The organism is Burkholderia sp. A9, assembly GCF_000801975.1.
Window position 1 is genome coordinate 97,881 of record NZ_JSZN01000033.1, and the last position, 18,200, is coordinate 116,080.

The following is an 18,200-nucleotide window of genomic DNA, read 5'->3' on the forward strand; positions in this document are numbered from 1 at the left end:
ATATCGCCGCCCTTCCGCCGCATGTCCGACCGTCAGGAATCCGCCGTAGCTGCGCCCGAAGCGGGACCTCCGAAGCACGATCATCCGGTCCTGCGCCACGTGTTCAGGGTGACGCTGGCAGTCGGGATCGGCACGTACTTCGTCGCGTCCGGCGCATTCCTCGGGCTGCGCTACGTGGTCCTGCCGCGCATCGACGAATTCCGCCCGCGCATCGAGCGCGCGGTGTCCGACAAGCTCCACGCGCAGCTTTCGATCGGCAAGCTGTCTCCCCACTGGTCCGGCATGCAGCCGGGCGTCGAAGTCGCCAACCTCACCATTCGCGGCCGTGACGGCCAGATCGCGCTGTCGGTCCCGCACGCGACGGCCGCGCTGTCCTGGATGTCGCTGCTGCGGCTGTCGCCCGCGCTGTCGAGCCTGATCGTCGACCACCCGGACCTCGTCGTCGCGCGCGCCGCCGACGGCTCGCTGAGCGTCGCGGGCGTCGGCGTCGCGACCACCCACGGCGGCAACGACACGTTCGGCACGTGGCTGCTGAAACAGGAAGCGATCGTGCTGCGCAACGGCACGCTGCGCTGGCGCGACGCGCAGCACGACGCGCCGGAGCTCGCGCTGTCGGGCATCCGCCTCGCGGTGCTCAACCAGGGCCGCGTGCACAAGGCCGCGCTGCAGGCGCCCGCGAACGGCACGCTGCTGCTCGGCCCGCTCGATTTCCGCGCGCGCTTCAGGCACAAGCCGCTTGGGCCGATCGGCAAGCCGACCAACTGGACGGGCGACGCGTATCTGTCGACCGGCCCGGTCGACCTGCAGACGCTCGGCCGCTATCTCGACCTGCCGCTCACGATCCATGCGGGCCGGATCGACAACGCGATCTGGGCGACCTTCCAGGACGGCCACCTGCGTTCCGCGGGCGGCGACCTGCAGGGCGCCGACGTCGTGCTGCGCGTGCGGCCGACCCAGCCGCGCCTCGACGTGCCGACGGTCGGGTTCGGCTGGGACATGGCGCTGAACGCCGGCCGCGACTACACGCTGCACCTGACGCGTTTCAACGCCGAGCTCGGCCAGCCGCCGCTGCCGGACGGCACGCCGCTCTCCCGCTCGCTGGCGCTGTCGACGCTGACCGCCCGCTACCGCGTGCCGGCCGCCGACCAGGGACAGCTGCTGAGCGTCGTCGGCGACCGCGTCGATCTCGGCATCCTCAGCGAGTTCATCCGCGGGCTGCCGCTGCCGGCGCGCCTGCGTAACGAGCTGATCAAGCTCGACCCGCGCGGGATGGTGTCGAACTATCACATCGAGGTCGAACGCGCGAAGCCGGCGCGGGCCGACCTCGCCGAAGAAGAGCGGCGCACGGGCGCCGCGCCGATCGTCCGCTACCGCTTCCTCGGCGACCTGCAGGGCATCAGCGTCGCCGCGCAGGAGCCGCCGCCGGGCCTGTCCCCGCGCGGTCATCCGCGCGCCGGCTGGCCAGGCGTCGAGAATTTGTGGGGCCGCATCGACGCGAACGAAACGGGCGGCAACGCGCACTTCGACACCGTCAACGCGGCCGTCACGGTGCCCGGCGAATTCGACGAGCCGCGCCTGACCTTCGACCGGCTGCGCGGCAACGCGAAATGGGTCATCACGCCGGCGCCGGGCGAAAAGCACGCGCGCGTCGACGTGACCCTGCCCGACCTGCTCGTCGCCAACCCCGATGCCGAGATCGCCGTGTCGGGCTCGTACTCGAACCCCGGCCACGGCCGCGGTTCGCTCGACCTGCGCGCGGATTTCGCGCGCGCATCGGTGGCACGCATTCCACGCTACCTGCCGACCGGGATGTCCGAGCACCTGCGCGACTATCTCGGTCATGCGCTGCAGGACGGCAAGGTAACCCGGGGCGCCTCGATCGTCGCGCGCGGCCCGCTCGAGAAATTCCCGTTCGAACACGAGCCGGATGCCGGCGTGTTCCATATCGTCGCGCCGTTCACCGGCGGGCGCTTCGAGCCGACGCCGTACCCGCCGCGCAAGCTCGCGAACGGCACGCCGAGCGTGTGGCCGGCCCTCGACGGGATCGACGGCGTATTCGAGCTCGCACAGAACAAGCTGCGCTTCGACATCGCGCGCGCGCATTACAAGCGGGTCGCGCTGACGAAGGTCGCGGGCCGCATCGACGACCTCGGCAACCCGTCGAAGTCGCCGCTCGTCATCGACGGCCATGCGCAAGGCCCGCTCGCCGACCTGATCGACTACGCGGACAACAGCTCGCTCGGCATGATGAGCGGGCACATCGGCCAGCGGATCGATGCGCAGGGGCCCGCGTCGCTCGCGCTCAAGATCACGATTCCGCAACACGTTCCGCATCCGCATACGCACGTCGAAGGTGCGCTCGCGTTCGGCGGCAACACGCTGTCGACCGAAGGTGTGCCGCCGCTGTCCGCGCTGCGCGGCAGCGTGCAGTTCACCGAGGCCGGCGCGTCACTGCGCGACCTGTCGGGGCGCTTGCTCGGCGGCCCGGTGCACGCGAGCGGCAACTTCCAGTCACACGGCCCTTACACGGTGGACGTCGACGGCAAGCTCGCACTCGACGCGGCGCGCGGCCTGAATCTGCGCGGCACGGCTGCGGCGCTGCTCGAGCACGTGGTCGGCGACGCGCCGTACCAGCTCGCCGTGCGCGGTGCGCCGGGCCGCCTGCCGGAAGTCACCGCGCATTCCGACCTGACGGGTGTTGCGCTGAACTTCCCGGCGCCGTTCGCGAAGCCGGCCGGCACGCCGATGCCGTTCCGCTTCACGCTGCAGCCCGCGGCCCAAGCCGACGGCAAGCGCCTCGAGCATGCCGACCTGACGCTCGGCCCCGTGTCCGCGACCTACCTGCTCGACGCGACGCGCGGCCAGCCGCTGCGCGCGGTGCGCGGCGCGATGGGCATCCACCGGATGCCCGACCTGCCGCAGGACGGTGTGAGCGCGGCCGTCGACGTCGACGAACTGGACGCCGACGCATGGCTCGCGCTGGCCCGCACGCTGCAGCCCGAACAGCCGCGCCCGCCGGAGCCGCAGACAGCCCCGCGCATCGACGTCGCGAGCTTCACGCCGAAGCGCTTCGCGCTCCACTTCGGCACGCTGAAGCTGCTCAAGCGCAACTGGGAGAACGTGATCGTCGGCGCGTCGCACGTCGACGAGCTGTGGCAGGCGAACATCGCGTCGAACCAGGTATCGGGCTACCTGTCGTGGGCGCCCGGCGGCGGCCACAACGGCGCGGGCGTGCTGAATGCGCGGCTCGCGAAGCTCGTGATTCCGCAAAGCGCGCAGCACGACCTCGTCGGCCGCGCGATGAACCTGCCGACGCCGACCGACCGGCCGATGCCGTCGGTCGACCTGATCGTCGACCAGGTCGTCGCGCGCGACCACGACATCGGCCGCCTGGTCGTCAACGCGCGCAACATCGAAGAGGACGGTGCGCCCGTCTGGCAACTCGACAAGCTGGAGCTGGCGAACCCGGCCGCGAAGCTGACGGCGACCGGCAACTGGCGCACGTCGCGCCGCGCGCTCGCCCGCGGTGTCGACCAAAGCGACGCGCCGCGCCGCAGCGTGTTCGACTTCAAGCTCGACATCGGCAACGCGGGCGCGCTGCTCGACCGCGTCGGCCTGCCGCGCACGCTCGCGGACGGCCACGGCACGGTGACCGGCAAGGTCGGCTGGCGCGGCGGCCCGACCGCGGTCGACCTCCCGTCGCTCGGCGGCCAGGTCGCCGTTGACCTCGAGCACGGCCAGATCCTGAAGGTCGATCCGGGCGCCGCGAAGCTGCTCGGCGTGCTGAGCCTGCAAAGCCTCGCGCGCTTCCTGACGCTGAATTTCCGCGACGTGGTCGGCAAGGGGCTGCCGTTCGACAAGATCACCGGCACCGGCCGGATCTCGAACGGGATCGCACGCACCGACGACTTCTCGATGACGACGGCGCCGGCGAACGTGACGGTGCGCGGCGCGGTCGACCTCGGCACCGAGACGCAGGACCTGCATGCGCACGTCGCGCCGAAAATCGGCGCCGGCTCGGCGGCGATTGCGGCCGCGATCATCAATCCCCTGCTCGGCGTCGGCGTGCTGGCCGCGAACTACGCGCTGTCGGAGACGCTGTCGCACGCGTTCGCGCTCGACTACTCGATCACGGGCTCGTGGGCCCATCCGCACATCGAGCGGGTGCGGGGCGATCAGGGTAAGATGAATCACGGTCCGGCCGATGCGGCGCCCCATTGATCGATCCATGGTGCCGGGCCGCACCCCATTTATGACGCAACCGACTCTGCGATGACCGATCACACCCGTTCCGCCACGCCCTTTCGGGTCGCCGCGCTGCAGATGGTGAGCACGCCGGACGTCGCGCGCAATCTCGCCGAAGCCGGCCGCCTGATCGCGGAAGCGGCCGGCGACGGCGCCCAACTCGTGCTGCTGCCCGAGTATTTCTGCTTCATGGGCCACCGCGACACCGACAAGCTCGCGCTCGCCGAGCCCTACCGCGATGGTCCGATCCAGCGCTTCCTCGCGGATGCCGCGCGCCGTCACGGCATCTGGGTGATCGGCGGCACGCTGCCGCTGCAGGCGCCGGAACCCGACCGCGTGCTGAACACGACACTTGTGTTCGACCCGTCCGGTAACGAGGCGGCCCGCTACGACAAGATCCACCTGTTCAACTTCGAGAAAGGCGACGAATCGTTCGACGAGGCGCGCACGATCCGCGCGGGCGACACGGTCGTCGCGTTCGACGCGCCGTTCGGGCGGGTCGGCCTGTCGGTCTGTTACGATCTGCGCTTTCCGGAGCTGTATCGCAGGATGGGCGACTGCGCGCTGATCGTCGTGCCGTCGGCGTTTACGTATACGACGGGCCGCGCGCACTGGGAAATGCTGTTGCGCGCACGGGCCGTCGAGAACCAGTGCTACGTGCTGGCAGCCGCGCAGGGCGGCAAGCACGAGAACGGCCGCCGCACCTGGGGCCACAGCATGCTGATCGACCCGTGGGGCGAGATCGTCGCGGTCCGCGACGAAGGCGCAAGCGTCGTGGCCGGCGCGCTCGATCCGCAGCGCATCGCCGACGTGCGCCAGAGCCTGCCCGCATGGCGGCATCGTGTGCTGGCCTGAACCGCTGAACCGCCCCGGCGCTTGAAACGCCGCCCGGCCAACCCATCTGCCCAGAACGCACCCGACAACTTTTTGAGAACCCTCGATACCCGCATGAACATCATCGAACCCGGCATCCGCAATCTTGCGCTGGCGAAGGACATCCTCCTCACGCCGTACGGCCTCGACGAGAGCCTGCTCACGCGCACGATCGCCGACATCTTCACGCATCGCGTCGACTACGCGGACCTGTACTTCCAGGCAACCCGCAGCGAAGCGTGGAGCCTCGAGGAAGGCATCGTGAAGTCGGGCAGCTTCAGCATCGACCAGGGCGTCGGCGTGCGCGCGGTCGCGGGCGACCGCACCGCGTTCGCGTACTCGGACGACCTGTCGCCAGAAGCCATCGCCCAGGCGGCCGCGGCCACCAAGGCGATCGCGGCGGCCGGCGGCGGCCGCCAGAAGATCAAGGCCGCGACGTCGCTGAAGGGCATCTCGGGCCGCGACCTGTACCTGCCGTCCGATCCGCTCGCGTCGCTCGACGCGACGGCCAAGGTCAAGCTGCTCGAGCGCATCGAGCAGATGGCGCGCGGGCGCGATCCGCGCATCACGCAGGTGATGGCGGGCCTCGCCGGCGAATACGACGTCGTACTGGTCGCGCGCAGCGACGGCGCGCTCGCAGCCGACATCCGCCCGCTCGTGCGCGTGTCTGTCACGGTGATCGCCGAACAGAACGGCCGTCGCGAGATCGGTTCCGGCGGCGGCGGCGGCCGCTTCGACTACGGCTACTTCACCGATGACATCCTGTCGCGCTACGTCGACGACGCCGTGCATGCGGCGCTCGTGAACCTCGACGCCCGCCCCGCGCCGGCCGGCGCGATGACGGTCGTGCTCGGGCCAGGCTGGCCGGGCGTGCTGCTGCACGAGGCGATCGGCCACGGCCTCGAGGGCGACTTCAACCGCAAGGGCTCGTCGGCATTCGCGGGCCGGATCGGCGAGCAGGTCGCCGCGAAGGGCGTGACCGTCGTCGACGACGGCACGCTGCCGAATCGCCGCGGCTCGCTGAACATCGACGACGAAGGCAACCCGACGCAGTGCACGACGCTGATCGAGGACGGCATCCTGAAGGGCTACATCCAGGACACGCTGAACGCGCGCCTGATGAAGATGCCCATCACCGGCAACGCGCGGCGCGAGTCTTACGCAGCGCTGCCGATGCCGCGCATGACCAACACATACATGCTCAACGGCGACAAGGATCCGCAGGAAATCATCGCGTCGGTGAAGAACGGCCTGTACGCGGTGAACTTCGGCGGCGGCCAGGTCGACATCACGAACGGCAAGTTCGTGTTCTCGGCGTCCGAGGCGTACATGATCGAGAACGGCAAGGTCACCTATCCGGTGAAGGGCGCGACGCTGATCGGCAGCGGCCCCGAATCGCTGAAGTACGTGAGCATGATCGGCAACGACATGTCGCTCGACTCGGGCGTCGGCGTGTGCGGCAAGGAAGGCCAGAGCGTGCCGGTCGGCGTCGGCCAGCCGACCCTGCGGATCGACAAAATGACGGTCGGCGGTACGGCATAACCGCATCGCGGCGCAGACAATCCGCGCATTTTGACAAAAACGCGCGGATTGTCCGCATTTTTGAACACCCCCGGTTGCCAGCCGCACGGCGACGGGGTATAAATTCCGAATCAACTTTTTTGACGAACCGAATCTCCGTCATGTCCGCCAAGTTTTATTTTTACTTTTTTTGGCATCTCAGACCGCTGGCGGATCGAGAGGGTTGATGGCGCGTAAAGCGCAACCGAAATTCCCGAAAAACCGCCGGCGAACCCGGCGGTTTTTTTTCGCCCTTCGCCACCCGATCGCCGCCGCAGCGGGTTCCGCGGCCCCGACCGAAACCACTGAATCGCTTGAATTGATGAATCTGCCGCACGCCCACTGACCGAACGGCGCCCGGAACAAGGAGAAACAGCATGCCCCCGCACAACACCGACGACGTCCGTATTCGCGAACTCAAGGAACTGACGCCGCCCGCCCACCTGATCCGCGAATTCGCGTGCTCCGAGGCCGCGTCCGAACTGATCTACAACTCGCGCGAGTCGATGCACCGCATCCTGCACGGGATGGACGACCGGCTGATCGTCGTGATCGGGCCGTGCTCGATCCATGACACGAAGGCGGCGATCGAGTACGCGGGGCGGCTCGTGAAGGAGCGCGAGCGCTTCCAGGGCGAACTGGAAATCGTGATGCGCGTGTACTTCGAGAAGCCGCGCACGACGGTCGGCTGGAAGGGGCTCATCAACGATCCGCACCTGGACAACAGCTTCAAGATCAACGAAGGGCTGCGCACCGCGCGCGAACTGCTGCTGCAGATCAACGAGATGGGGCTGCCGGCCGCGACCGAATACCTCGACATGATCAGCCCCCAGTACATCGCCGACCTGATCTCGTGGGGCGCGATCGGCGCGCGCACGACCGAGTCGCAGGTGCACCGCGAACTGGCGTCGGGGCTGTCGTGCCCGGTCGGCTTCAAGAACGGCACCGACGGCAACGTGAAGATCGCGGTCGACGCGATCAAGGCCGCGTCGCAGCCGCACCATTTCCTGTCGGTGACCAAGGGCGGTCACTCGGCGATCGTGTCGACGGCCGGCAACGAGGACTGCCACGTGATCCTGCGCGGCGGCAAGACGCCGAACTACGACGCGGACAGCGTGAACGCCGCGTGCGCGGACATCGGCAAGGCCGGCCTCGCGGCGCGCCTGATGATCGACGCGAGCCACGCGAACAGCTCGAAGAAGCACGAGAACCAGATCCCCGTGTGTGCGGACATCGGCCGCCAGGTCGCAGCCGGCGACGAGCGCATCGTCGGCGTGATGGTCGAGTCGCACCTCGTCGAGGGGCGTCAGGACCTGAAGGAAGGCTGCCCGCTGACCTACGGCCAGAGCATCACCGACGCGTGCATCGCGTGGGACGACAGCGTGAAGGTGCTCGAAGGTCTCGCGGAATCGGTGAAGGCACGCCGCGTCGCGCGCGGCAGCGGCAACTGACAGACGACACCGGTCCGAACCATGACAACCCGCTTGCCGGCGGGTTGCCATGGTTCGACTGTGGTCAGCATTGGGTTCTGCTAGACTAGCTAACACTCCCTAGCTAATCGGAGGTACTCATGTCGACCGTCAACATGCATGATGCCAAGTCGCGGCTCTCAAGTCTCGTCGAGGCGCTTGAATTGGGGCGCGAGTCCGAAGTGGTGATCGCCCGCAATGGCCATCCGGTCGCCCGCATCGTTCCCTACACCGCGCCGCGCCGCATCGGCGCCGCTCGCCAGCTGCTTGCCGGCCTGAACATCCCGACGACCGTCGAAGCATTCAATGCCGGCGACGAATCGATCGCGGCCGATTTTGACGCCAGCGCCGAGCGGGGGCTCGCACCGTGAAGCTGTTACTCGATACGCATATCGCGCTCTGGGCCGCGGAAGGCGCGTCGCAACTTTCGCCGACCGCTGCCGCATTGATCGAGGATCCGCAAAACACGCTGTATGTCAGCGCCGCGTCCATCTGGGAAATTGCGATCAAGTATCGCAAAGGCAACCTTCCCGTTCATCCGCGCGATGCCCGCTCGGCGTTCCGTCTGGCAGGCTTCGCGGAGTTGCCAATTAGCAGCGATCACGCTGAAGCGGTCGCCGTGTTGCCGGATTTCGCTGATCATGCCGATCCGTTCGACCGCGTGATGGTCGCGCAAGCGCTACATGAAGGCATGCCATTCGTCAGTGCCGATCCGAAGGTATGGCGCTACCACGCAACGCTGATGCTGCGCGCCTGAAGTCGCCCGCCTGGCGCAGCACGAACAAAAGCCCGGCTCGCGCCGGGCTTTTGCATTGCCTTGGCCGGAACCAGCCGTCAGATCCTCACTCGAGCGCGCCCGAGCCGAAGATCTCGGTATTGATGCGTTCCGGCGCGACGCCGAGCGCGACCAGCGCATCGCGTTGCGCCTTCATGAACGCGATCGGGCCGCAGATGTAGTAGTCGGCGTCCGGCACAAGCGCGTATTGCTTCACGCGTTCCGGCGTCAGGCGCCCTTCGAGGTCGTGATCGACGCCGACGCGATCATTCGGGCCCACCAGCTCGTACAGCACCGTGCGCTTCACGTTCGCGTGCGCGCGCACTGTATCGTTCAGCCAGTCCCGGAACGCGTGCACCGCGCCCGAACGACAGGCGTGGACGAACCGCACCTCACGCTTGCTGCCTTCGGCGACCAGCGTCGATGCCATCGACACCATCGGCGTCAGGCCAACGCCGCCGGAGATCAGCACGACCGGCGTGTCGACGCCGCGCTTCAGCGAGAATTCGCCCATCGGCGCGGTCACCTCGACGATCGCGCCCTCCTCCACGCCGTCATGCATCAGCGTCGACACCTTGCCGGCCGGAATGGCTTCCGGCTGGCCTGCCTCGCGCTTCACCGAGATACGCAGCCACTTGCCGTGCGGCGCGTCGGACAGGCTGTACTGGCGCGGCTGGTCGACCCCGAGATCGCCGACGAAGCGCTTCACCGTGATGTACTGGCCCGGCTCGAACTTCGGCGCCTCACCGCCGTCGGCGGGCGTCAGGTAGAACGACGTGATCTCGTCGCTTTCACGCACCTTGCGGGCGACCTTGAACGGACGGAAGCCGCTCCACGCGGCGCCCGCGTACAGGTCGGCCTCGGCGCCGATCAGGATCTGCGCGAGCTGGCCGTACGCGACGCGCCAGGCTTCGAGCGTCTCCGCATCGACCGCGTCGCCGAGCACTTCGACGATCGACGCGAGCAGGTTCTCGCCGACGATCGGGTAATGCTCCGGACGGATGTTCAGGCTCGCGTGCTTGTGCGCGATGTGCGACACCGCCCCGCCGAGCACGCCGAGGTTGTCGATGTTCGCCGCATACGCATAGACGGCCTTCGCGAGCGTTTCAGGCTGGCTGCCGGTCTTCTGGTGCGTCTGGTTGAACAGGTTCTTCAGTTCCGGATGACGCGCGAACATGCGCTGGTAGAAATGCTTCGTGATCGTCGCGCCGTGCACGGCAAGGACGGGGGCGGTGGCCTTCACACGGGCCATCTGGTCAGCGGTGATGTGGGTCATGTTCGTTCTCCGTTAAACATGCACATACGATACATCTTTAAAAATAGACGCCCCCCGGGCAAATTGTCGCAGTGCGAAAAAGCGACGCCGGGCGCTAGCGGACGCGCCCGCGCTCCCACAACACGTCGGAGCCGCCACCCGCGCGGTTCAGCACGCGCGCCAGCACGAACAGCAGGTCCGACAGCCGGTTCACGTAGCGCCGCGGCGCATCATTCAACGTGTCGTGGCGCCCGAGCGCGACGATCGAGCGCTCGGCGCGCCGGCACACCGTCCGGCACACGTGCGCGAGCGACGCCGCGCGCGAGCCGGCCGGCAGGATGAATTCCTTCAGCGGCGGCAGCGTCGCGTTGTAGTCGGCCAGCCACTGGTCGAGGCGCGCGAGGTGCGTGTCGTCGAGCACCGTATGGCCGGGAATGCACAGCTCGCCGCCGAGATCGAACAGGTCGTGCTGGATCGTGACGAGCGCGGTGCGGACGTCGTCCGGAAGCGGCTCGGCGAGCAGCACGCCGAGGTTCGAGTTCAGTTCGTCGACATCGCCGATCGCGGCGATCCGCGCGTCGTCCTTGCCGATGCGCCGCCCGTCGCCGAGGCCGGTGGTGCCGTCGTCGCCCGTGCGCGTGGCGATCTTGCTCAAGCGGTTGCCCATGCGAATGTCCTCTCGTGCGCGGCCGCGACGCGGCCCGATTGGGTTGTGTTGGGTTGGAACGCGATTATCGCAGCCCGCGGCGGGGGCCGCAGCAGGCGTTGCAGCGTAGAATGGGCCGAAAGTTTGACAAGCAGTCGTCAGGAGACATTCGTGAATCACCCTGCCCCGCCGGCCACCGCGCGCCGCCCGCTGCCCCCCGCCATGCTCGATGCGCTGCGCGCCGCCTTCGGCGAGCGCGTGTCGACCGCCGACGCCGTCCGCGCCCATCACGGCCGCGACGAATCGCCGTTCGATCCGCAACTGCCCGACGCCGTCGTGTTCGCCCACAGCGCCGATGAAGTCCGCGAAGTCGTGTCGCTGTGCGCGCTGTACAGCGTGCCGTTGATCCCGTACGGCGCCGGCTCGTCGCTCGAAGGCCACCTGCTCGCCGTGCGCGGCGGCGTGTCGCTCGACCTGTCGGAAATGAACCGCGTGCTGTCGATCAACGCGGAAGACCTGACCGTCACGGTCGAACCGGGCATCACGCGCAAGGCGCTCAACGAAGCCCTGCGCGACACCGGCCTGTTCTTCCCGATCGATCCCGGCGCCGACGCCAGCATCGGTGGCATGACCGCGACCCGTGCGTCGGGCACCAACGCCGTGCGCTACGGGACGATGCGCGAGAACGTGCTCGGCCTGACCGCCGTGCTCGCCGACGGCCGCGTCGTGAAAACCGGCTCGCGCGCCCGCAAGTCGTCGGCCGGCTACGACCTCACGCGCCTGTTCGTCGGCTCCGAAGGCACGCTCGGCGTGATCACCGAGATCACGCTGCGCCTGCATCCGCTGCCCGAAGCCGTGTCGGCCGCGACCTGCACGTTCCCGTCGATGGGCGACGCGGTACGCACCGTGATCGAGACGATCCAGATCGGCGTGCCGATCGCGCGCGTCGAATTCGTCGACTCGCTCGCGGTGCGCTCGATCAACCGCCACTCGAACCTGACGCTCGCCGAAGCGCCGACACTGTTCTTCGAATTCCACGGCACCGAAGCCGGCGTGAAGGAGCAGGCCGAGCTCGTGCAGGCGCTCGCGGGCCAGAACAACGGCCAGGGCTTCGAATGGGCGACCCGCCCCGAGGATCGCACGCGGCTGTGGGCCGCGCGCCACAACGCGTACTTCGCGATGCTGCAGCTGAAGCCCGGCTGCCGCGCGGTGACGACCGACGTGTGCGTGCCGATCTCGCAACTCGCCGCGTGCGTCGAGGAAACCGAAGCCGACCTGCGCGCGTCGTCGCTGCCCTGCCCGATCGTCGGCCACGTCGGCGACGGCAACTTCCACGTCGCGATCCTGATCGATCCCGACAAGCCCGAGGAAATCGACGAAGCCGAACGCATCAACGACCGGATCGTCGAGCGCGCGCTGCGCCTCGGTGGCACCTGCACCGGCGAACACGGCGTCGGGCTGCACAAGATGCGCTTCCTGCCGAAGGAGCACGGCGACAACGCCATCGACGCGATGCGCGCGATCAAGCTCGCGCTCGATCCGCGCAACCTGATGAATCCCGGCAAGATCTTCACGTGCTGATACGGCGGTGCGATGACGCACCGCGCGCAGGAGACCCAATGAACGCTTCCGTCGAACTGTCGAGCGCGACCCGCGCGCAGCGCCAGCGCGAAGTCGTGCAGGCGCTGATGGCCGTGCTGCCGACGCATTGCCTGCTGTACCGCGACGAAGACACCGCGCCGTACGAATGCGACGGCCTGTCCGCGTACCGCCGGCTGCCGCTCGCGGTCGCGCTGCCCGAAACCGAATCGCAGGTGCAGCGGATCGTGCAGATCTGTCGCCGCATGGAGGTGCCGATCGTGCCGCGCGGCGCGGGCACGAGCCTGTCGGGCGGTGCGCTGCCGATCACGAACGGCGTCGTGCTGTCGCTTGCGCGCTTCACGCGCATCGTCGAGGTCGATCCGTACGCGCGCACGGCGACCGTGCAGCCCGGCGTGCGCAACCTCGCGATTTCGGAAGCCGCCGCGCCTTACGGGCTGTACTACGCGCCCGATCCTTCGTCGCAGATCGCCTGCACGATCGGCGGCAACGTCGCGGAAAATTCCGGTGGCGTCCACTGCCTGAAATACGGGCTGACCGTGCACAACGTGATGCGCGTGCGCGCGGTCACGATCGACGGCGAGATCGTCGAATTCGGCTCGCTCGGCCTCGACATGCCGGGCCTCGACCTGCTCGCGGTCGTGATCGGCAGCGAAGGGATGTTCGCGATCGTCACCGAGGTCACGGTGAAGCTGATCCCGAAACCGCAGACCGCGCAGCTCGTGATGGCGAGCTTCGACGATGTCGTGAAGGGCGGCGAGGCGGTCGCCGCGATCATCGCGTCGGGCATCATCCCGGCCGGGCTCGAGATGATGGACAAGCCGGCCACCCAGGCCGTCGAGGCGTTCACGCACGCGGGCTACGATCTCGACGCGAAGGCGATCCTGCTGTGCGAATCGGACGGCACGCCGGAAGAAGTCGCGGAGGAAATCGTCCGCATGACGGCCGTGCTGCGCGAGCATGGCGCGACGCGCATCCAGGTCTCGCGCAACGAAAGCGAGCGGCTGCGCTTCTGGTCGGGCCGCAAGAACGCGTTTCCGGCCGCCGGGCGCATTTCCGCTGACTATTACTGCATGGACGGCACCGTGCCACGCCGCGCGATCGGGCCGCTGCTCGCGCGCATCGAGCAGCTCGAGACGCGCTACGGGCTGCGCTGCATCAACGTGTTCCATGCCGGCGACGGCAACATGCATCCGCTGATCCTCTACAACGCGAACGATCCGGACGAGCTGCACCGTGCCGAGCAGTTCGGCGCGGAAATCCTCGAATGCTGCGTGGAATTCGGCGGCAGCGTGACGGGCGAGCACGGCGTCGGCATCGAAAAGCTCAATTCGATGTGCGTACAGTTCTCGCCACAGGAGCGCGACGCGTTCTTCGCGGTCAAGCGCGCGTTCGATCCGGCCGGGCTGCTCAATCCCGACAAGGGCATCCCGACCCGCGCCCGCTGTGCGGAGTACGGTCGCCAGCATGTGCGCGGGGGGCTGCTGCCGCACCCCGACCTGCCGCGCTTCTGAGCGCCGCGCGGTGCGCGGCCCGTGCCGGCCGCACGTGCCGCGACCTGCCGCCCCACTGCCCGCGCGTCCCGCGCGCGGCGGGCGGCTGCATGCCTTCGTGATACGGGGCTTAGGGATAGTCGCGATGTAGATTCGCGCCACCCCGGTACAATCGACCGGACAACAAGACGAGGCAGCAACAGAACATGGAAGAGGACGACATCGTCGCCGGATGGGCCGAGCGTATCCGCTCCGCGAGTGCCGACGGCCGGCCGTTGCGGATTCGCGGCGGCGGCACCAAGGACTGGTACGGCCAGGCGCTGGACGGCGAAATACTCGACACGCGCGCGTTTCAGGGCATCGTGTCGTACGACCCGGCCGAACTCGTCGTCACGGTCCGCGCGGGCACGCCGCTCGCGCAGCTTGAAACCGTCCTCGCCGAGTGCGGCCAGATGCTGCCGTTCGAGCCGCCGCACTTCGGCCGCGCGGCCACCGTCGGCGGCTGCATCGCGGCCGGCCTCGCGGGCCCGCGTCGCGCGACCTGCGGCGCGCCGCGCGATTTCGTGCTGGGCGTCACGCTGATGAACGGCCGCGGCGAAGTGCTGCGGTTCGGCGGCCAGGTCGTGAAAAACGTCGCCGGCTACGACGTGTCGCGGCTGATGGCCGGCTCGCTCGGCACGCTCGGGCTGATGCTCGACCTGTCGATCAAGGTGCTGCCGGTGCCGGTCGCCGAAGTCACGCTGAAGTTCGAGATGACCGCGACCGACGCGGTGCGCAAGCTCAACGAATGGGGCGGCCATCCGCTGCCCGTCAGCGCGAGCGGGTGGCGCAACGGCACGCTGGTGCTGCGCCTGTCGGGCGCCGAGGCCGCCGTGAAATCCGCGAAGACGCTGCTCGGCGGCGAAGTCGTCGACGCGGTCGAGGCCGAACGCTTCTGGGCCGGCCTGCGCGAGCACACCGACCCGTTCTTCCACGGCATCCCGCCCGGCTATGCGCTGTGGCGCCTCGCGTTGCCGTCGATCACCGAACCGATGCACCTGCCCGGCACCCAGTTGATGGAATGGGGCGGCGCGCAACGCTGGTGGATCACCGACGCCGATGCGCAGACGGTGCGCATGAGCGCGAAGCAGGCCGGCGGCCATGCGACGCTGTTCCGCGCGGGCGAGTCCTACGATCGCAGCGCGGGCGTGTTCACGCCGCTGCCCGCGCCGCTGATGAAGATTCACCGCGGGCTGAAGGCCGCGTTCGATCCCGCACGCATCTTCAACCGCGGCCGGCTCTACTCCGATCTCTAAGATGCAAACGAACCTCGCCGATTTCATCCGCAATACGCCCGACGGCGACGAGGCCGACGCGATCCTGCGCAAGTGCGTGCATTGCGGCTTCTGCACCGCGACGTGCCCAACCTACCAGCTGCTCGGCGACGAACTCGACGGCCCGCGCGGCCGCATCTACCTGATCAAGCAGATGGTCGAAGGCGCGCCCGTCACGCGCAGCACGCAGCAGCACCTCGACCGCTGCCTCACGTGCCGCAGCTGCGAAACGACCTGCCCGTCGGGCGTCCAGTACGGCCGGCTCGTCGAGATCGGCCGCAAGCACGTCGAAGCGCAGGTACAGCGGCCGTTGCAGCAGCGGCTCGTGCGCCGCCTGCTCGCGACCCTCGTGCCGAACGCGGCGCTGTTCTCGCCGGTGATGCGGCTCGGCCAGCATATGCGGCCGCTGCTGCCGAAACGGCTGCGCGACAAGGTGCCGCCGCGCACGCGGCTGCTCGAATGGCCGCAGCGCACGCATCCGCGCAAGATGCTGATGCTCGGCGGCTGCGTGCAGCCGTCGATGCTGCCGAACATCAACATCGCGACCGCGCGTGTGCTCGACGCGCTCGGCATCGAAACGATCGTCGCGCCCGACGCGGGCTGCTGCGGCGCGATCCGCCTGCATCTGAACTATCACGACGAAGCGCTCGCCGACGCACGTCGCAACATCGATGCGTGGTGGCCGTACGTCGAGCAAGGTGCCGAGGCGATCGTGATGAACGCATCGGGCTGCGGCGCGACGGTACTCGAATACGCGCACCTGCTGCGCGACGATCCGGCCTACGCGGAGAAGGCGCAGCGCATCGTCGCGCTGACGCGCGACATCTCCGACGTGCTGCTCGCGTTCGAGGCCGAGCTCGCGACGCTCGCGCGGCGCCGCGCGATCCACACCGTCGCCTATCACCCGCCGTGCACCCTGCAGCATGGCCAGCAGTCACGCGGCAAAGTCGAGCGCCTGCTCGAGACGCTCGGCATCGACGTGCGGCTGCCGGCCGACAGCCATCTGTGCTGCGGGTCGGCCGGCACCTATTCGCTGACCCAGCCGTCGCTGTCGTACCGGCTGCGCAAGCAGAAGCTGCTGAAGCTGCAGGCGCTCGAGCCGCAGATGATCGTGTCCGGCAACGTCGGCTGCATCGCACACCTGCAAAGCGGCACGCAGATTCCGGTCGCGCACTGGATCCAGCTCGTCGAGCACCTGCTGTACGACTAGCGCGGATGGCCGGCTGCCCGCCCGGCCGCGCGCAGCATCCGGTCCGTATAATGGGCGAATCGATGCGGTGCCGCGCCGCATCCACCGCCGTATTCGCTTCTCGTGCCCGCTTCCGTTCCTGTCATGTCCGATTTCGCCGCCCGCCTCGACTCCGTTCATCGCCGCATCGCCGACGCCGCCCGCGCGGCCGGCCGTGATCCCGCCACCGTCTCGCTGCTCGCCGTATCGAAAACGTTTCCCGCCGACGACGTGCGCGCCGCGCATGCGGCCGGACAACGCGCGTTCGGCGAAAACTACGTGCAGGAATCGATCGACAAGATCGACGCGCTCGCCGACCTGCGCGCCGGGCTCGAATGGCATTTCATCGGGCCGCTGCAATCGAACAAGACGCGCGCCGTCGCCGAGCGTTTCGACTGGGTCCATTCGGTCGACCGGCTGAAGATCGCGCAGCGCCTTGCCGAACAGCGTCCCGCGCACCTGCCGCCGCTCAACGTCTGTGTGCAGGTGAACATCAGCGGCGAGGCGTCGAAGAGCGGTGTCGCACCTGCCGACCTGGCCGAGGTCGCCCGCGCGGTTGCCGCGCTGCCGGCGCTGCGCCTGCGCGGCCTGATGGCGATTCCCGAACCGGCCGGCGATACCGATGCGCAACGCGCGCCGCATCGCGCGCTGCACGCGCTGTTCGATGCGTTGCGCGCCGAGGGCCTGCCGCTCGATACGTTGTCGATGGGCATGTCCGCCGATCTCGAAGCCGCCGTGCTCGAAGGCGCGACGGTCGTGCGCGTCGGCACCGCGATCTTCGGCGCACGCGACTATTCGCACTGAGCGCCGCCCTTTTCCGCCTTTCCGTTCACTCACTCGCTCATTTCGATACCATGAAAATCGCATTCATCGGCGGCGGCAACATGGCCGCGGCCCTGATCGGCGGCCTCGTCAAGCGCGGCGTCGCCGCTGACGGCCTGTATGCCATCGACGTCAACGAGGAAGTCCGCGCGCGCGCCGAGCAGCAATTCGGCATCCGCACCGGCGCGGCCGTCGACGCGACGCTCGCGGACTACGATGCGATCGTGCTCGCGGTGAAACCGCAGGTGCTGAAGGACGTCGCACAGGCGCTCGCGCCGCATCTGAAGTCGCAGCTCGTGATCAGCATCGCGGCCGGCATCCGCGCCACCGATCTCGCCCGCTGGCTCGGCGACTACGCGCGCGTCGTGCGCACCATGCCGAACACGCCCGCGCTGGTCGGCATGGGCGTGACCGGTCTCGCCGCGCTGCCGGGCGTCGACGCGGCCGGGCGCGCGCTCGCGTCGAACGTGCTCGGCGCGGTCGGCGAGATCGTGTGGTTCGACGACGAAGCGCAGCTCGACGCGGTGACGGCGATCTCGGGCAGCGGCCCGGCCTACGTGTTCTATTTCATCGAAGCGCTGCAGGAAGCCGCGCGCCGCCTCGGCATGAACGACGAACAGGGCCGCGCGCTTGCGGTCGCGACGTTCACGGGCGCCGCGCAACTCGCCGCGCAATCGGGCGAACCGGCGAGCGTGCTGCGCGAGCGCGTGACGTCGAAAGGCGGCACCACGGCCGCCGCGCTCGCGTCGTTCGACGCGCAAGGCGTGAAGGAAGCGATCGTGCGCGGCGCGCTCGCAGCGCAAGCGCGCGCGAAGGAAATGGGCGACGAACTCGGCCGCGCGTAAGCGCTGCGCCGTCGGCCGGGCTTGCCTGGCAGGGCCAACAAAAAAGCGGCCGAGGCCGCTTTTTTTTTTGGGGGCAT

At 68.7% G+C, this 18,200-nt stretch carries 14 protein-coding genes; 12 read left to right on the forward strand and 2 right to left on the reverse strand.

What is annotated here, in order from left to right; translation table 11 throughout:
• Positions 1-21: 21 nt before the first annotated feature.
• The 6 genes from PI86_RS13935 to PI86_RS13960 all read left to right on the forward strand — a co-directional run bounded on the left by PI86_RS13935 (position 22) and on the right by PI86_RS13960 (position 8,904).
• A complete protein-coding gene (locus PI86_RS13935; protein ID WP_039323441.1) occupies positions 22-4,221 on the forward strand; it encodes a YhdP family protein in 4,200 nt (1,399 codons plus the stop codon).
• 51 nt (positions 4,222-4,272) lie between these two features.
• A complete protein-coding gene (locus tag PI86_RS13940) occupies positions 4,273-5,100 on the forward strand; it encodes a carbon-nitrogen hydrolase family protein (RefSeq protein ID WP_039323444.1) in 828 nt (275 codons plus the stop codon).
• A 93-nt stretch (positions 5,101-5,193) separates the two neighbouring features.
• Positions 5,194-6,660 (forward strand): metalloprotease TldD, encoded by a 1,467-nt coding sequence (tldD, locus tag PI86_RS13945; protein ID WP_039323447.1) that lies wholly within the window; start codon positions 5,194-5,196, stop codon positions 6,658-6,660.
• A gap of 395 nt (positions 6,661-7,055) precedes the next feature.
• Positions 7,056-8,129: a 3-deoxy-7-phosphoheptulonate synthase AroG gene (aroG, locus tag PI86_RS13950; protein ID WP_014898020.1), complete on the forward strand. Its 1,074-nt coding sequence runs from the start codon at positions 7,056-7,058 to the stop codon at positions 8,127-8,129.
• 119 nt (positions 8,130-8,248) lie between these two features.
• Positions 8,249-8,518, forward strand: a complete 270-nt coding sequence (locus PI86_RS13955; RefSeq protein ID WP_039323450.1) for a type II toxin-antitoxin system Phd/YefM family antitoxin — start codon at positions 8,249-8,251, stop codon at positions 8,516-8,518.
• Positions 8,515-8,904 (forward strand): type II toxin-antitoxin system VapC family toxin, encoded by a 390-nt coding sequence (locus tag PI86_RS13960; protein ID WP_039323453.1) that lies wholly within the window; start codon positions 8,515-8,517, stop codon positions 8,902-8,904. Before PI86_RS13955 ends, PI86_RS13960 begins: the two co-directional genes overlap by 4 nt.
• An 85-nt stretch (positions 8,905-8,989) precedes the next feature.
• Here the strand turns inward: PI86_RS13960 and hmpA are convergent, their stop codons facing one another.
• Both hmpA and PI86_RS13970 read right to left on the reverse strand, forming a co-directional pair.
• Positions 8,990-10,198, reverse strand: coding sequence for an NO-inducible flavohemoprotein (hmpA, locus tag PI86_RS13965; RefSeq protein ID WP_039323456.1), 1,209 nt, complete (start codon positions 10,196-10,198; stop codon positions 8,990-8,992).
• 94 nt (positions 10,199-10,292) lie between these two features.
• Entirely contained in the window at positions 10,293-10,844 is a 552-nt protein-coding gene (locus PI86_RS13970; protein WP_039323459.1) for a cob(I)yrinic acid a,c-diamide adenosyltransferase, read from the reverse strand.
• A gap of 150 nt (positions 10,845-10,994) precedes the next feature.
• Here PI86_RS13970 and PI86_RS13975 point away from each other — a divergent pair, with 150 nt between their 5' ends.
• The 6 genes from PI86_RS13975 to proC all read left to right on the forward strand — a co-directional run bounded on the left by PI86_RS13975 (position 10,995) and on the right by proC (position 18,123).
• Positions 10,995-12,404, forward strand: coding sequence for an FAD-binding oxidoreductase (locus PI86_RS13975; RefSeq protein WP_014898025.1), 1,410 nt, complete (start codon positions 10,995-10,997; stop codon positions 12,402-12,404).
• Between the two features lie 38 nt (positions 12,405-12,442).
• Positions 12,443-13,936 carry an FAD-linked oxidase C-terminal domain-containing protein gene (locus tag PI86_RS13980; RefSeq protein WP_014898026.1) on the forward strand — a complete coding sequence of 498 codons (1,494 nt, stop codon included), beginning with the start codon at positions 12,443-12,445 and terminating at the stop codon, positions 13,934-13,936.
• Positions 13,937-14,121: 185 nt separating this feature from the next.
• Positions 14,122-15,210: a glycolate oxidase subunit GlcE gene (glcE, locus tag PI86_RS13985; RefSeq protein ID WP_014898027.1), complete on the forward strand. Its 1,089-nt coding sequence runs from the start codon at positions 14,122-14,124 to the stop codon at positions 15,208-15,210.
• 1 nt (position 15,211) lies between these two features.
• Complete coding sequence (gene glcF, locus PI86_RS13990; protein WP_039323462.1) at positions 15,212-16,438, forward strand: glycolate oxidase subunit GlcF; 1,227 nt, start codon at positions 15,212-15,214, stop codon at positions 16,436-16,438.
• A gap of 123 nt (positions 16,439-16,561) precedes the next feature.
• Positions 16,562-17,260, forward strand: a complete 699-nt coding sequence (locus PI86_RS13995; RefSeq protein ID WP_014898030.1) for a YggS family pyridoxal phosphate-dependent enzyme — start codon at positions 16,562-16,564, stop codon at positions 17,258-17,260.
• 50 nt (positions 17,261-17,310) lie between these two features.
• The gene (proC, locus tag PI86_RS14000) at positions 17,311-18,123 is read left to right on the forward strand and encodes a pyrroline-5-carboxylate reductase (RefSeq protein ID WP_039323465.1); all 813 of its coding nucleotides are present in this window, start codon (positions 17,311-17,313) and stop codon (positions 18,121-18,123) included.
• Positions 18,124-18,200: the final 77 nt, after the last annotated feature.

Excerpts from the sequence above, each read along its gene's own strand:
- PI86_RS13935 (WP_039323441.1), top strand. The coding sequence starts at position 22 with ATGTCCGACCGTCAGGAATCCGCCGTAGCTGCGCCCGAAGCGGGACCT.
- PI86_RS13940 (WP_039323444.1), top strand. The coding sequence starts at position 4,273 with ATGACCGATCACACCCGTTCCGCCACGCCCTTTCGGGTCGCCGCGCTG.
- tldD (WP_039323447.1), top strand. The coding sequence starts at position 5,194 with ATGAACATCATCGAACCCGGCATCCGCAATCTTGCGCTGGCGAAGGAC.
- aroG (WP_014898020.1), top strand. The coding sequence starts at position 7,056 with ATGCCCCCGCACAACACCGACGACGTCCGTATTCGCGAACTCAAGGAA.
- PI86_RS13955 (WP_039323450.1), top strand. The coding sequence starts at position 8,249 with ATGTCGACCGTCAACATGCATGATGCCAAGTCGCGGCTCTCAAGTCTC.
- hmpA (WP_039323456.1), bottom strand. The coding sequence starts at position 10,198 with ATGACCCACATCACCGCTGACCAGATGGCCCGTGTGAAGGCCACCGCC.
- PI86_RS13970 (WP_039323459.1), bottom strand. The coding sequence starts at position 10,844 with ATGGGCAACCGCTTGAGCAAGATCGCCACGCGCACGGGCGACGACGGC.
- PI86_RS13980 (WP_014898026.1), top strand. The coding sequence starts at position 12,443 with ATGAACGCTTCCGTCGAACTGTCGAGCGCGACCCGCGCGCAGCGCCAG.
- glcE (WP_014898027.1), top strand. The coding sequence starts at position 14,122 with ATGGAAGAGGACGACATCGTCGCCGGATGGGCCGAGCGTATCCGCTCC.
- glcF (WP_039323462.1), top strand. The coding sequence starts at position 15,212 with ATGCAAACGAACCTCGCCGATTTCATCCGCAATACGCCCGACGGCGAC.
- PI86_RS13995 (WP_014898030.1), top strand. The coding sequence starts at position 16,562 with ATGTCCGATTTCGCCGCCCGCCTCGACTCCGTTCATCGCCGCATCGCC.
- proC (WP_039323465.1), top strand. The coding sequence starts at position 17,311 with ATGAAAATCGCATTCATCGGCGGCGGCAACATGGCCGCGGCCCTGATC.